The sequence below is a fragment of the Bacillus sp. FJAT-45350 genome (genome assembly GCF_002335805.1).
In the GTDB taxonomy this organism is placed as follows: domain Bacteria; phylum Bacillota; class Bacilli; order Bacillales; family NISU01; genus FJAT-45350.
Genome location: NZ_NISU01000001.1, coordinates 760764 through 774926, shown reverse-complemented (window position 1 = coordinate 774926; position 14163 = coordinate 760764). Strand labels below are relative to the sequence as shown.

Below are 14163 nucleotides of genomic sequence, written 5' to 3'. Positions count from 1 at the left end.
GATTTTGTATTAATAATTTTCAATCACAATTCACTCATACCAAGCATTTATAGGTCTATTTTGAGGGAAACCATTCATTTCTCTGTATACCTTTCTTTCTTCTGTAAAATCAAACCATTGTTTATTGCTTTTAGGGTTGTTTGCATAGTTAATCACACAACGAATTTGGTCTTCAACACAACCGTCAGTCCATACACCTAATTCTCTTTCTAATTGGTCAAAAAGTTGAGCAGCATTCTTATCCTTAATTTCCGATAATGAAAAAAGACACAACTTAAAAACCAACTTTTCAGCTAATTTATAACCAATGGAGGGAACAGTTTGAAATTCAGCCAGCCCCTTTAAAACATTAGCTTTTCCAAGTGGAATGTTTAGCAGTTGAGCTATTTCTTCTGCATTAAAAGTATGTAATTCACTTATTTTGACATTAGCTTTTCTAAGTTTTGATTTTTCCTCATGTGTTAGTGGCAGTTTAGTATTCGAACCCAAAAACTTCCCTCCTTTATTATTAAAGATTACTGATTCGTTAGTTTAAGTGAATAACTTCACCAAGCAATCAATATCCACGTATAAATAATACCAGAAGATAACAAATCACGTATAAAATAATTATCTAACTATTCTTACCTATGTGCAGTTGGGTAATTACTTGCTGCACAGTAATCGTCTATTGTGCAGTAGTTGTAAAAAAAAAGAGCCAAAAGATTTGGCCCTTACATTACGTCCTATATTTTAGAGTTAATCCCTTTAAGAAATTTCTAGCGTATTTGTCACCACATTCTTTATACTTCGCGTGTCCCTTTTTCCTTAGAAGGGCTCCTATTTCTCCTTTTGATACAGTAACCCCAGCCACATCTAAGATATCAATTATATCCTCACTCGTTAATGTTAATGCTATTTTCAATTTCTTTAAAAGAAGATTATTAGGACTTTCTTTAGAAAGCTCTGGTCTTATAGGTTGTCCAGAATTTGAATCCTGCCTTCCTCTTTTAAACGTAATAAAACCATTTAAAAAGCACTCAAACATTGTATTATTGCAGGTTACACTATTTTCATCTTCAATTTCATCATCGTACTCGTCTTCTGTTTTTGATAGCATATTTTGGACTTGTTCTTTAGTCACATCAACGCCACCAAGTTTAAATATCTCTACCATGTCTATATCTTTTATATCTAACGCATATCTTAATCTAATTAATAGATCATTATTAGTCACGTATAAACCTCCTATTTATCGAGGATTTCTTCTACCACTAGATGAAGAACCTGATTTACTTATTGCCGGACGATTATTTGTTTTTCTTTTGGAAGAAGAATCTGCACCTCTTCTTTTTTCTTTGCTAGCGCCATCTAGACGTTTAGCTTTCTTAATTTCCTTATTTCTTTCTAACTCATAATCCTCTCGATCAGGAATACTAACCCCTCGAATCACTTGTTTTTCTATATTCTGATTAATCCCTTTTTCAATCAATCGTAAGAACTCTACATCCTTAGCAGCAACTAAAGTATAGGCAACACCATCTCCACCAGCTCGCCCTGTACGTCCAATCCGATGAACGTAACTTTCTACATCCTGTGGTATATCATAGTTGTATACATGTGTCACACCTTCGACATCAAGACCTCTTGCTGCAACATCTGTAGCAACTAAAAACTGAGATTTTGCTTCACGAAATCGTTTCATCGCCTTTTGACGTTTGGATTGTGGTAAATCACCGTGAAGCTCGTCTGCTTCATACCCGTTGGCTAGCAGATTTTCATGTAGCTTTGTCACACGCGCTTTTGTACGACAGAAAATAATTCCTAGAAACGGACGCTGTTCTTCTATTAAATGTAATAACGTTTGCATTTTTCTACGATCTGTTGTTTCAATCACAACTTGTTTTATCTCTTTAACAGTTACTTCTTTTTTCGTCTTTACTTCGATTATCTCTGGATGTACCATATATTTTTTTGCAAGAGATGTAATTTCGCTTGGCATAGTCGCAGAAAACAGCATCGTTTGTCGGGTAGAAAGTGTTTCATAAATAATGTTCTCTACTTCAGGTAGAAAACCCATATGTAACATTTGGTCCGCTTCATCAAGAACAAACATCTGAACAGTTGAGAGATCAATTGTTTCACGACGAATATGGTCTAATAATCGTCCAGGCGTTGCTACAACAATATGTTGGCCGCCTTTTAATTTTTTCAATTGACGTTCAACATCCTGACCACCGTATACAGCTAACACCTTAACGCCTTCTAAATTCTCAATCATTTTCTTTATTTCTTTTGAAACTTGCTGAGCTAATTCACGTGTAGGGGTTAAAATTAGCGCTTGAACACCCGAATTGTTAACATCAATCTTCTCAAGTATCGGTAGAACAAAAGCTAACGTTTTTCCTGTTCCCGTTTGTGCTTGTGCAATAACATCCTTCCCCTCAAGTACAGTGGGTATTGTCCTTTCCTGTATTGGAGTAGGGTTTATAAGTCCTAATGATTTTAATGTATGGTTTATTTCTTGTCGAATACCAAGTTGTAAAAAATCAAGCAATGATGATCACTTCTTTTCTTTTTAAATTATCGCCATAATTTGTTTAAAGGCTTATTAACTATAGCATAATGATTAGTATTATACAGAGTTATTTGAATTATGAAGTGTTTGTTTATTTGAAGGACTCAAGTCACCCACATTTAAACGTGGTTAGATGGGGGTATTCCGCCTCTCTATCAAAAAAAGACAAAGAAATCTAGCACTTCACTAGCTTCCTCTGTCCTTAAATCACCTATTCTATTTAACTCAAACCCTTATTTCCCTAATAATCCTTTATTATAAAGATATCTACCAAACATAATCGTACCGAATATGGAACAAATAATTACAGCATACGATGGGTGCCCTGGTAAGAATGCTAAGTAACCATTTCTCAACAACCAAGCCATTATAATCGCTACAATAATAGCAAACACACCTATTTTTGGCTGAGCAATCGCAAATTGTCCAAATATCGCACCGAATAATGCAGGGAGTATATAATTAAACATCTCTCGCACGCCATCTGGTAGCCCCGCAAGTAATGATGCACCTACAAAAACTCCAATTGTCAAAATCAAAACGTTAACAATGATGGAAACTGCAATTCCTAGGGTAGAGATAATTGACCCTTTATCAGTACCTGGCTGAACATTAGCAGCTTTTTGTGCTGCTGTCGCACACGGTAAGCGAAGATTCGAAATATTACCTGAAAGAAAAGACATGTACGTTCCCGGTATCCCTAAGATTGGATAATAAGATATAGGTTCAATAATCCAAAGAACAGCTGCCACACCCGCTATCGCAATGAAACCGGCAAGTATACTTGATGCATCAGGAGTCAGGCCGTATACAAACGTTAAAACAAATAAAGGTGTAAATGAAAGTATCAGTCCTAGAAAGCATGTAATTCTCCCCCATTTGACGATAAAAGGGATATAATCATCTTTATAGGAAAACGTTTTTTTCTCAGATTCCACTGGTATTTCCATCTTAGCATTACTCATCTTATTCCCTCCATTACTTATGAATTATAGTAGAATCTCAAACTAGATTAAAAATGCAATTACTGCACCTGCAAACATAGCAAATGTGAGTCCCCATTCTTTTAACCATTGTTTGTTTTTCTTTTCAGCAATCCACATTAGAACAATCATCATACCTGCTCCAATAAATAAAGCAATCGTCCCTTTATCAAAATTCAATACACGGTCTGCACTAAAATAAGCGAATGCTCCAATCATAGCTGATATAGAAATGATAGGAACGAGCTCCTTTTTTCCAGCTGAGAGGAACGTTTGCATGTTTTCCAACTTATTTGTAAATAAGCCTGTGAAGATAATCCATCCTAACGACCCTAATACCATTGTCCAAACAGCATTGGCAAATACAGTAGCTGTCATATTCTCCGATCCTAAGCTAACTCCCATCGCTTCCGTACCGAAACCTGCTGCCATTAATTCAAACGGAAGTGAACCGATAAAAGATAACCTCATCCAAGCCATCGGTGCCCCAATAGCAACTAATAATGAGATTAATCCGAATAAAATAACAATCGATGGACCAATGGATGAAATCATACTGCTTTTCATTGCACTTTTCATTTGAACGTTTGTTAAACCTATTTCTTTACCAGCCACTAGTGATTTTTTCACGAATACAAATGCTTGTACAAATACAACAGTTACTGCACTTGCAGCAGCTAACCACATGTACGGACTATTCGCAATTTCTAAATAATCCATTTATCCCACCTCACTTTTAATATGTTTCATAAAATGTAACCGTTACCATTATTGATTAAAATTTAATAACCTGCTAAGGTCATTTGTTTGTACTTATTCTTCAATACTACTACCATTTAAATAATCAAACACTGCTGATATAAATAACTGTCCTATCGTAATGATAGCTCGTTCGTCCACGTCAAACTTTGGATGATGATGAGGATATATTGCATTTATCTCAGGATTTCCACCACCTACAAACACGAACGTTCCAGGTACTTCTTTTAAGTAATATGCAAAGTCTTCCATTCCTGTTATCTTTGGAATGTGTACCACTTGGTTCTCATCAACAATATTTTTCGCCAATCGTTCAATTCTTCTCGTTTCTTCCGGATCGTTTTTTAAAGATGGATATCCTCTACTATAAGTATAAGATGATGTTGCACCTACACCTTGGCAAGTTGTATTCACTAGTGTTCCAATTGTCTCTTCAATTTGGTCTCTAACGTTTTCGTCAAACGTTCGAACTGTTCCCGTAATTTTTGCAGAGTCAGAAATGACATTTGACGCTTCTCCAGAATTAAATGAACAAACAGATACAACAGCCGCTTCGTTCGGGTCAATACGCCTAGATACAATCTGCTGTAAACTCATTACAAGCTGGCATCCAGCAAGCAGTGGATCTACTGTTGTGTGAGGCATCCCTCCATGTCCACCTTTACCGAAGATTTCTATTTCAAATGTATCCCCAGCTGCCATCAAATACCCTTCACTTATACCTACTTTTCCGAATGGTTCATGAGACATTACATGCGCACCGTAAATGACATCGACATCCTCTAGACAACCATCTTCAATCATCGCCTTCGCCCCACCAGGTATAATCTCTTCTGCAAATTGATGAATTAAAACGACATCACCTTCAAGCTCATCTCTTGCCTCAAAAAGGACTTTTGCTACACCTAGTAACACCGCCGTATGCAAATCATGACCGCATGCATGCATAGCACCTGGAATTTTAGAACGGTACTCGACTTCTTTCTCATCTTGAATTGGGAGTGCGTCAAAATCCGCTCGTAGCGCTACCACTTTTCCTGGCTTACCACCACGAATTCTTCCGACTACTCCATTTCCTCCAACACCCGTTTGAACTTCAATCCCTATCTTACGTAAATAATCAGAAATTTTTCTAGGGGTATTTTCTTCCTTGAACCCGATTTCCGGATACATGTGTAAATCTCTACGAATAGCTACTAATTCTGGGTACAACTCTTTAAATTTAGAAAGTAAATGTTCAACCACTAGTATCTCTCCCTTTTTTTCAGAATTAACTTTGTATACTAATTAGTATAAACTATCAGAATATTTTTACTATGTGTAACTAACCATCGTTTTTATCAAATTACTGTTGATTTCCACACTTTATAATTCGTTATACAGCATTAAAAAGCAGATGAAAGTATCCACCTGCTTTTTATTACGCTATATCTTATTTATTTGATGCATTAATTAGATTTAGTATAGGTTTCTACCATGTGGCAAACTAATTGGACTTTTAACGTATCTTCCGGATTAGAAAAATCGATATTCAGTAATTTTTCCACCTTTCTTAAGCGCTGATAAAGGGTATTCGAGTGAATATGAAGTATTTCAGCAGTCGCATTAACCGATTTATTAGTTGAAATATACGTAATTAACGTCTTTTCTAGGTCATTTCTTTTGGCTACTGCAGTTTGTAATGGTTCAAATACCTCTTGTATAAATACACTAATTTCACCATAGTCTTGGTTAACAAATAATCGGTTTAAACCCATATCCTTATAGAACATAACCCCTGTTCGTTTTTGATTTAGTAAATAGCTCAAAGCCTTTTCTGCTTCAGTATAGCTTTTCTTACTATTACTGATCCCCTTATAAGTATTCCCTATACCAATACGGTAAGGTGAGTCCTCAACCATTATCCAATCTTTTATAAACATATCTAGCTTATTTTTAATGATTTTATGGGCGTCTGGATTACTAATCGTTGCAAGCAAGATAACACGATTATCTATTGCGTAAATAATAAAATCTACGTTAGACATGATTTTTTTTACAATCGAAATTAATCGATGCATCTTTACATCAAGTTTTTGTATATCTTCCTGCTGAGAGGTTTGAAAAATTACGCAAAATAAATACTCCGATAAATTTAATCCAAATTCACTGCCTTTCTGTTGTAAATAGTCTTCATCTTTATTTTCAAGAACTTCATTAAAAAATTCTCTTGTTTTCTTAAATTGTATTTCTGTTAGCGTTCTCTTTCTAATGAGTTCTAACGCTAATACTGATGCCCCTTGTTCAATCGTGATTTTTTCGAGCTCAGATACAGGAGAATTGCTAGAAACAATGAAGCAACCTAAAAAGATCGAGCCGTTTACTACAGGATAGAAATAGTAACCTTGAATCACTTTTTCTTCTAAAACATCTATATATTTAGGATTCCTATTATCCGTCGAAAGTAACATTACTTCATCTATACTCAAGGGAGGCTTTTTCCTTATTTTCATAGGGTAAAACTCATTTTCTAGATAACTAATAAAATAAACATCACTTTTTATCATTCGAGATATTTCATTGATTATTTTTTCTACTCCTTGATTCTGAAGTGAAAACTCGGTTAACATCTCATGAATTTTATTTCTTTTTTGTAGAAATTCATTTTTTTCCCTTAGTTGTTTACTGAGCTGTGTTATTTCGTGCAATCTTGTCTTTAATTCAGAGTACAACCCTGCATTCTGGATTGCAATTGCTACTTGATCAGCAAAACCTTGCAGTAGTTTCACGTCATCTAAACTTAATTTACATTCATTACTAAATTGATGAAGGATCAGCACACCGATTCGTTCTTGATTGACCGAAACCGGAACCCCGATTGCCGTCTTTATTTTCAAATGGTTGTTTAATGAATTGTGTAATATTTCAAAATTTTCTTTCGAGAGGTTATTCATGTCTTGATAAATCTTTGAAGTTGTATCGTAAATTCTTGCCTTTCCATCCTCAAATACTTTACCAGTTATCCCTTCTCCTATCTTTGTCCTAAAATGTTGTATCGTTTCACTAAAACCAACTGCTGTACTAGGAACCAATCGCTCTAAGGAAGAATCATACAACGTTAAAAAGCCTGTCTCACCATTTGGAATGACCATAAGTGCATTCTTAATAATTTGTGTCAAAACATAGTCTTTATCTAGTGATGAAGTAATATCACGGATCCCTGCCATTAATAAATCTATCTCTTTATTCTTTTTTCTAAGTCTTTCTACCAACGTTTCTCGATGTACATTCGTCATTTCATTTCCACCTTTAATGTTGAAATCCATGTAAAAGATTAATAATTATGTATGTTATCACAATATTAGTTTATTTTATTCAAATAAGGTAGTGGAAAGATATTTCTTCTACATAGAATGGCTGGCATTGTTCAGTGACAATATTTTTTTATTGACAAAACAAACCCTCTTCCACTACTGTATAAACTATAAATTGGATAGTTGCGAAAGACTGCTGTGGGAGAGAACGTATCGATTGATAAACTACGTCACCGAAGGGGCAAATCTCTAAATCAACCAAGAGATGAATCTCTCAGGTAAAAAAGACCTCAGTAGGACGCTTCTCTGGAGAGTGCAAAACGCCACCAACGGGGTAAACCTTCTACATGTTTAGGTTAAACTCTCAGGTAAAAAGGACAGAGAAAAGGTATTTGTTTGATACCTTTTCTCTGTCCTTTTTTATTTTTCTTTAAAAACTAGGGGGTTTTTTTATGGTTTGGGATGTGTTAAATGTGATTGGTACTATTGCTTTTGCGATGAGTGGAGCTATTATAGCGATGCAAGCGAAGTACGATATGGTAGGGGTTTATACGTTGGGTCTAATTACCGCTTTCGGTGGTGGCGCCATTCGAAATTTAATGATTGGTCTACCTATTACAGATTTATGGCAACAAACAGCTCTTATTACAATTGCCATTATTACAATAACGATAATCTTTTTTATGCCTAGTCAAACTGTTCAGTACCTAGAAAAATGGAGTCTATTTGATGCTATGGGCTTATCAGCATTTGCAATTCAAGGGGCAATGCATGCACATTCTATCGATCTACCACTTATTGCAATTATGTTTTCAGCTGCGATCACTGGTGCCGGTGGAGGAATTGTCCGTGATGTTCTAGCTCAAAGAAAACCAACTGTTTTTCGTCAAGAGATTTATCTTTTTTGGGCTTTGATAGCGGGTTTCATCATCGGTATAGGATGGGCAGAGCACCCGTATCAACTGTATACGCTTTTTGTCATTATCGTTACTTTACGTTTAATCTCACTTAAATTTGAGTGGGCATTGCCTTCTAGGAACGTTACTAAAGGACTGGAACAAAACGCGTAAACATAACCTCGCATTGAAGAGACTAATAATACTTTTTAGGTGCTCGTAATGATTTATTAATAAAACGAGATGAACTACTTTTGTTTAACAAAAATGAAATTGATTAAAAATACTACGAAGTTTCAAAATAGTGTATTGGATAGACAAAAACCTGAGTGTTTATTACACTCAGGTAGATGGTTGTAGTGTAGTATTTTGTTGTCGAACTTGAGTTTAGTTTAATAACGGTACCGAGCCTGATGTCCTATCTTTAGTGTGAACGATTTTCAGAAGCACCAGATTTTTAATCATAATTTTTTAAACGCTTCTCCGCGCTTTCTTGCTCGTACGTTACGCTTAATTGCTTCGTAAATTTCATTTTTCGTTCCTTTCATTTCGGTGGAACTATTCGTTAATATACAATAAAGCAGCTTTAAGTCCACTGCTGTTGTTTCTCTAAGTAACTTCGATTGTGAAACGTCTTTTATAAATTCAATCACCGCCTCAACACTATTAAAGTTTTTATAATCAAGTTTTACCCCTGTCATATCAACATATTTCTTATTAATTAATGATTCATAGTTTTCTTTGAATGTAGGTTTTTGAAAGTTTTTTACACTCTTTTCTTTACTTGCATCTAATGAATCGATTAACTTCTCTATCCTTTTTATATCTTTTGAAAGCGATGGTTTATTTATAGTTTGATAAATGTTTTTTAGGCGATTTAAATAGTCAACAATTTCTTGATTCATAAACTAGATCACTCCATTGAATTCTCAATACAGTTAATAATTTCGTCTGTTAAATTCTCATATATTTCGCACTTTTTTCCCTCTGCTGTAGAGCGTGCTATATCTTCATAATTATTAATTATCGTATCAAAAATAAATTTTTCTTCATCTTCACAAAACATAAGTGTTTGAATATTCGCCTTTTGCAGGTCACTTTCTAAATCATTGATTACGTCGTCATTTTTTACAGTTCCCTTTTTCAAAGTTTCAAAAATTCCTAGTAGCTTTGGCTTTTCACCAAATAACGATTTCGCAATAAAGCTATACTGATTTTCCTCACAAAAACGTTGGTATATCTTATCTACTGTAGTTATATAGTGAACAACACCACGGATACTCAATGTTTGAATAATTGATGGTATAATATAGTAATCTGAGAGTAAAAATGCACCTTGGGTAATCATATTATTACTTGGTGGACAATCGAAAAGAATATAATCGTACTCCTCTTCGATCCTACTTGTCTGAAAAAATTGTTGCAGAGGTAAAAGATCTTCAAGGTCACCCCTAAGGTTTAAAGCTAAATCATCTAGACCACCATTGTTATAGAACGTATTTGATGGAATAAAATGCACATTATCTTCTAATTGCTTCACTAAAGGCTCAAGATCTACATAGAACGGCAAGCTACGAAATCTCTTAACTTGTAGCCACATATCATAAACATAATTCAAACTTTCATTTGGTGCCAAATCCTCTAAATTCATTTCTTGTTTCGCTAAACAAATCTCACTTAAAGAACATTGAGGATCTAAATCGATTAGCAATACCTTTTCCCCTAATTCTGCTAAATGTAACGCTATTTGAAATATACTTGTCGTTTTACCTACCCCACCTTTATAGTTTCCAACAAAAATTTTTCTCGACCTTAACATACAGTTCCCCCTTAGATGCTAATTTATTGTAATGTATTAAGTAATAGGATATTTATTACATTTTTTATCATTAGAGGGAGTTGTTATGCCCATTAAAGGTGATTTAGGTCTTAAAGATATGATAAGTAGATACTTCAACTTGAAAATAACCCTAAGGGCATATAGAAAAGGGACTAAAAAAGTGTGGTATTCACTTTTTTAGTCCCCTCGCATATAGCCTCTAGGGTTATTAATTATAATTAGATTAAATTCTTACATAGACATTACGTTTTCTATACGCACCTAAAATATAACAATGTTACATCATGCAAGCTCACTGTATAAATATCAACGTAATCGAGACTTAAAGCTTGTTCTCGACCAAGAAGTTTCGGATTTCGGTAGCAAACTCTTCTGGCACTTCCAATGGAAGGTGATGGTAAGCCTCTTCCATCTCGTGTAATGGTCCATCGGTGACTCGAGCGATCTCCTTGGCCCCTGTTTCAGGCATCACTAAGCTTCCCTTTCCTCTAACAACCCAAGCAGGACAAGTAACCTTTTGGGCTACCAACACTGACTCAACATTTTCAATTGCAAGAGCTCGTCGATCAAAACGCTCTCCCCAGTGTCCATCTTCCAATTCCTTATAGCACTCTTTAGCTACTTCCTCCACTCGCTCCAACGGGGCAACGTGCTGAGGTGGTAGTAACTTATAATTGCCAACAGCGTCTTGCATAGACTCATATGTACGTCCACTCTTTTGAGAAGCTTTACGTAATCCAGCCAACTCCTCTTCTGGAGAGTCAATTTTCATATCGGCTATTAGTAAAGCAGCAGGTGTCTGGACCCCACGACTAGCCACTTTAAGACCAACATAGCCACCCATCGAATGACCTACGATAGCATAAGGACGGGCAAACTTTCTAGCAAGCTCTTCGATGTCCTCTGCATAATCATCAAAGCTATAGCTTTCCGCATGTGGGCTCTGACCATGGCCTCTTAAATCAGGGGCAATTAGATAGTACTCTTTTTCAAGATGAGGTGCTACCCACTTCCACCAGCCACTGTGACAAGCAAGGGCATGAAGAAGTATAACAGGTGTTTTTTGTGGATCTCCCCACGTTCGATAGTGCATTTCCATTCTCTTTACCTCCATAAACTGCAATCGACTTTTTTTACTAAGACGAACACAATATTCTTGTATAACATATAAACCCATAGTATGTATGTACGTTTGTATCATTTTGATGATATATCTATTCAGTACTCCTGTAAATAATCAATTAGCGTGAATATGAATTTTTCTAACAAACATTTTGAGTATTTGCTTTTTCACCCTATCTTGAAACCAAGCATATTTTTCATCATTTAATAGGACCCGTAAATAATCAGTTATACTACAAACTTCCTCCAACCTAATTAAGCGTAAATTTCACAATACTTTACTTCCTATATTTTTTAATCTATTATATAAATCGTAATGATTTTGATTTTCATTAAGAAAAGGAAGGTGTATTAATAGTGGCAAAAAAATCAAAGGTTGCAAAAGAATTAAAACGACAACAACTTGTTGCCCGTTATGCTGAAAGAAGAAGAGAGTTAAAAGAAAAAGGAGACTATATCGGTCTGAGTAAACTTCCAAGGGACTCGTCCCCTACACGATTAACAAGGAGATGCAAGCACACTGGAAGACCTCGTGGTGTACTGCGTAAATTTAAACTTTCTAGAATTGCATTTAGAGAATTTGCACATAAAGGACAAATTCCAGGTGTTAAGAAATCAAGTTGGTAAGATTTATTAGTTAAGGATGTGTGAAGATTGAAAAAACAAAAACCTCTAACAGTTATCACAGGCTTCTCATTAAAGGACAAATGTAATTTGGTTAAAAAAATTCAAGAAATCAAAAAAAATAAAATAACAAAGGTTCTATACAGACAAACAAATATTGAACTTATTAAAAATGTAGAGGACTCGTTTCAACTTAGTGGAATAATTGGAGAAGCCGTTCATGATAAAGAGATAAATACAGAAACCAATCTGATCACAACACTAGAAAGAGAAGCTTTAAATAGGAGAAACACTAATAAATCAGTTAGAAATGGCTGACACAATTCTTATATGTAATACTGAAACGATCTCTCCTGAACGTTTAGGTGAAATTTTTTCATTTGTTAGAATTCTACAACCAAGAGCGTTAATAGTAACATTCGAGGATTTTCTTGAGAAAAATACTGAAAATAAAGACCCCTTTGACATTAATACAATCTCTTCCCTCTATGCTTATCAGGTTGAATTATTTGCATCTAGAAATCAGCTTAAAGTAATCGGACAGTATGGAATTGATACTTATGTTTATAAAAGCTATCTTCCAATTAATTTTTCTAAACTGGAACAATTTTTCAGTGAGTTTCCTAACGAAGTGTTTCGTATGAAAGCAAAATGCTATAACCCTTCTAAGCAAGAACTTTATGCTGTCTCACAAGTAGGTAACTCAATTTCAGTTGATACAATTCAAACGTCATCTTGGGTATCAAATGTGTTATTTACCCGAATAATAAGTAATATTCATTATTCGGGACTTACTATTTAAGTGATTTTCGTACCTGAGAATGATTTAAATTACTCAAATATAATCGGAAGCTCTTGTAGCGCTCTGAAACTCATAAGCTCTCTCCATTCGACTTCATTAGATTCAAATTTGATATTCTTAGTGTTTTCAATAATAGTTCGTATTGCTGCTTGAGCTTCCATTTTTGCAAGTGTAGACCCTAGACAAAAATGAATACCGGAACCAAACGAGAGGTGAGGGTTAAGGGTCCTTGTAATATCTAGAGTGTTTGGATTATCGAACTTTTTCGGATCTCGGTTTGCTGCACCTAGTAGCACATACACCTGCTCACCTTTTTTTATTTCAATTTGATTGATTGTCACATCTTCCGAAGCAATCCGAGCTATCATTTGAGTAGGACTCTCATAACGTAAAAATTCCTCAATAGCAGTATCTAATAATATAGGATTTTCTTTTAATTTTTGATATTGATTAGGATTTGTTAATAAACAGTATACGGAATTACTAACTAGATTTACAGTTGTTTCATGGCCTGCAATCACAAGTAGTATGCATGTTGAAAGTATTTCATCGTTCGTTAATTTCTCGCCATCTTTTTCCTCTGTTAATAAAGTAATTAAATCATCTTGTGGATTTAGTTTCTTCTTCTCAATCAATTCGTTAAAATAAGTGACCATTTCACCAATTGTATCGTTACCTATTTCAAGAGATTTAGAAGAACGAGTAAAATCAATTGTTTGAATTAAAAGCAATGCCCACTTACGAAAAAATTCCTTATCTTTTTCCGGCACACCTAACATGTTAGCTATAACAAGACTTGCTAACGGGAAAGCAAAATCAGCAATGATATTCATCCTCTTTTGATTCTTCACATCTTGAAATAAATTGTACGCTATATTGTCAACCTGATAGGCTAATTGTTCCATCGCTTTAGGAGTAAAGCTTTCCCTTACAAATTCACGTAATCTATTGTGGTCTGGAGGGTTTTTATAAAGCATCATCTTGTCCTGTACACTTTTTAGTCTTTCGTACTTTTTGGTTGTCTCTGGAAGAGGAACGCGATTTTGAAAACGAACATCTTTTAAAATTAAGCTTGCTTCATCATATCCAGTTACATACCAACCAGGATAACGCAAGAGGTTGCCCTTATATATCCTGTTTATTGAGCGGATTTCACTATAAAAGGTATATGGATCCTGAACAAAATCCGATGGTCTCAGCTTTGTCTTTTGACTCATTGGTTAAGCCCCTCTCAAGAAGATGTGTAAAAATACAATTCTTCAATTTTTTTGTTTCTACTCTTTGAGA

Annotated in this window: 15 protein-coding genes and 2 riboswitches; of the genes, 4 read left to right on the top strand and 11 right to left on the bottom strand. The window is 35.0% G+C overall.

The features are described 5' to 3' along the window. Window positions 1-30: 30 nt before the first annotated feature. From CD003_RS03905 to CD003_RS03875, 7 genes are all read right to left on the bottom strand, one after another. Window positions 31-489, bottom strand: coding sequence for a helix-hairpin-helix domain-containing protein (locus tag CD003_RS03905; RefSeq protein ID WP_096199577.1), 459 nt, complete (start codon window positions 487-489; stop codon window positions 31-33). A gap of 229 nt (window positions 490-718) precedes the next feature. Continuing rightward, window positions 719-1216 (bottom strand): DUF1456 family protein, encoded by a 498-nt coding sequence (locus tag CD003_RS03900; RefSeq protein ID WP_096199576.1) that lies wholly within the window; start codon window positions 1214-1216, stop codon window positions 719-721. Window positions 1217-1231: 15 nt separating this feature from the next. Beyond that, entirely contained in the window at window positions 1232-2536 is a 1305-nt protein-coding gene (locus tag CD003_RS03895; protein WP_096199575.1) for a DEAD/DEAH box helicase, read from the bottom strand. Between the two features lie 254 nt (window positions 2537-2790). Then, entirely contained in the window at window positions 2791-3522 is a 732-nt protein-coding gene (locus CD003_RS03890; protein WP_218838243.1) for a small-conductance mechanosensitive channel, read from the bottom strand. 42 nt (window positions 3523-3564) lie between these two features. Further along, complete coding sequence (locus CD003_RS03885) at window positions 3565-4260, bottom strand: DUF5058 family protein (RefSeq protein WP_096199574.1); 696 nt, start codon at window positions 4258-4260, stop codon at window positions 3565-3567. 93 nt (window positions 4261-4353) lie between these two features. After that, on the bottom strand, window positions 4354-5544 hold the full coding sequence (locus tag CD003_RS03880; protein ID WP_096199573.1) for an amidohydrolase: 1191 nt from the start codon (window positions 5542-5544) through the stop codon (window positions 4354-4356). Window positions 5545-5747: 203 nt separating this feature from the next. Continuing rightward, the gene (locus CD003_RS03875; RefSeq protein ID WP_179295416.1) at window positions 5748-7574 is read right to left on the bottom strand and encodes a helix-turn-helix domain-containing protein; all 1827 of its coding nucleotides are present in this window, start codon (window positions 7572-7574) and stop codon (window positions 5748-5750) included. Between the two features lie 207 nt (window positions 7575-7781). Continuing rightward, window positions 7782-7893: riboswitch (glycine riboswitch) on the top strand. Window position 7894: 1 nt separating this feature from the next. After that, a riboswitch (glycine riboswitch) is annotated at window positions 7895-7977 on the top strand. Window positions 7978-8044: 67 nt separating this feature from the next. On the opposite strand from CD003_RS03875, the gene CD003_RS03870 reads away from it, so the two are divergent. Then, window positions 8045-8662 carry a trimeric intracellular cation channel family protein gene (locus CD003_RS03870; protein WP_096199571.1) on the top strand — a complete coding sequence of 206 codons (618 nt, stop codon included), beginning with the start codon at window positions 8045-8047 and terminating at the stop codon, window positions 8660-8662. Window positions 8663-8949: 287 nt separating this feature from the next. On the opposite strand, the gene CD003_RS03865 is transcribed toward CD003_RS03870, so the two are convergent. The 3 genes from CD003_RS03865 to CD003_RS03855 form a co-directional block, all read right to left on the bottom strand. Further along, window positions 8950-9393, bottom strand: a complete 444-nt coding sequence (locus CD003_RS03865; protein WP_096199570.1) for a hypothetical protein — start codon at window positions 9391-9393, stop codon at window positions 8950-8952. An 8-nt stretch (window positions 9394-9401) separates the two neighbouring features. Next, window positions 9402-10307: a ParA family protein gene (locus CD003_RS03860; protein ID WP_096199569.1), complete on the bottom strand. Its 906-nt coding sequence runs from the start codon at window positions 10305-10307 to the stop codon at window positions 9402-9404. A gap of 343 nt (window positions 10308-10650) precedes the next feature. Further along, window positions 10651-11427 carry an alpha/beta fold hydrolase gene (locus tag CD003_RS03855; RefSeq protein ID WP_179295415.1) on the bottom strand — a complete coding sequence of 259 codons (777 nt, stop codon included), beginning with the start codon at window positions 11425-11427 and terminating at the stop codon, window positions 10651-10653. A 380-nt stretch (window positions 11428-11807) separates the two neighbouring features. On the opposite strand from CD003_RS03855, the gene rpsN reads away from it, so the two are divergent. Genes rpsN through CD003_RS03840 form a run of 3 tightly spaced genes read left to right on the top strand, consistent with a single transcriptional unit; the run spans window position 11808 to window position 12876 of the window. Next, the gene (gene rpsN / locus CD003_RS03850) at window positions 11808-12077 is read left to right on the top strand and encodes a 30S ribosomal protein S14 (RefSeq protein ID WP_096199567.1); all 270 of its coding nucleotides are present in this window, start codon (window positions 11808-11810) and stop codon (window positions 12075-12077) included. 27 nt (window positions 12078-12104) lie between these two features. Continuing rightward, window positions 12105-12392, top strand: a complete 288-nt coding sequence (locus tag CD003_RS03845) for a hypothetical protein (protein ID WP_096199566.1) — start codon at window positions 12105-12107, stop codon at window positions 12390-12392. Continuing rightward, on the top strand, window positions 12385-12876 hold the full coding sequence (locus tag CD003_RS03840; RefSeq protein ID WP_096199565.1) for a GTP-binding protein: 492 nt from the start codon (window positions 12385-12387) through the stop codon (window positions 12874-12876). The genes CD003_RS03845 and CD003_RS03840 overlap by 8 nt, the downstream gene beginning before the upstream one ends. Window positions 12877-12905: 29 nt before the next feature. Here CD003_RS03840 and CD003_RS03835 read toward each other — a convergent pair whose 3' ends face one another. Beyond that, on the bottom strand, window positions 12906-14093 hold the full coding sequence (locus CD003_RS03835) for a cytochrome P450 (RefSeq protein ID WP_096199564.1): 1188 nt from the start codon (window positions 14091-14093) through the stop codon (window positions 12906-12908). Window positions 14094-14163 lie beyond the last annotated feature (70 nt).